This window comes from Neisseria sp. P0020.S003 (assembly GCF_051957095.1).
GTDB lineage: Bacteria > Pseudomonadota > Gammaproteobacteria > Burkholderiales > Neisseriaceae > Neisseria > Neisseria subflava.
On record NZ_JBQCWU010000108.1, the window covers coordinates 1 to 247 of the forward strand.

1 pseudogene is annotated in these 247 nt (G+C 53.0%); it reads right to left on the reverse strand.

The features are described 5' to 3' along the window. A pseudogene (locus tag ACTHTQ_RS11560) lies at nucleotides 1-247 on the reverse strand (IS481 family transposase); the annotation flags it as partial.

A 247-nucleotide genomic window follows, 5' to 3' on the forward strand; every position in this document is an offset into this window, starting at 1 on the left:
AGGTAGGGGCAAGGATCAATCAGGTGTTCGGTCAGAAACTTGGCGGCACTGTCTGCGGTTTTGTCCGGCAGGATGGCGGCGTATAGCTCCCTTGAGAAATCGTCGATGGCGACAAACAGGTAATCCCGCTTATCGGTGACTTTCTGCCCTTTGAGCAGCGGCAGCCGTTTGGTATCGAGATGTACCAGCTCTCCGGGGTAGGATTTATTGTAGCGTTTGGCCTGCCTTTTGAGTTTTTCCTGAATGC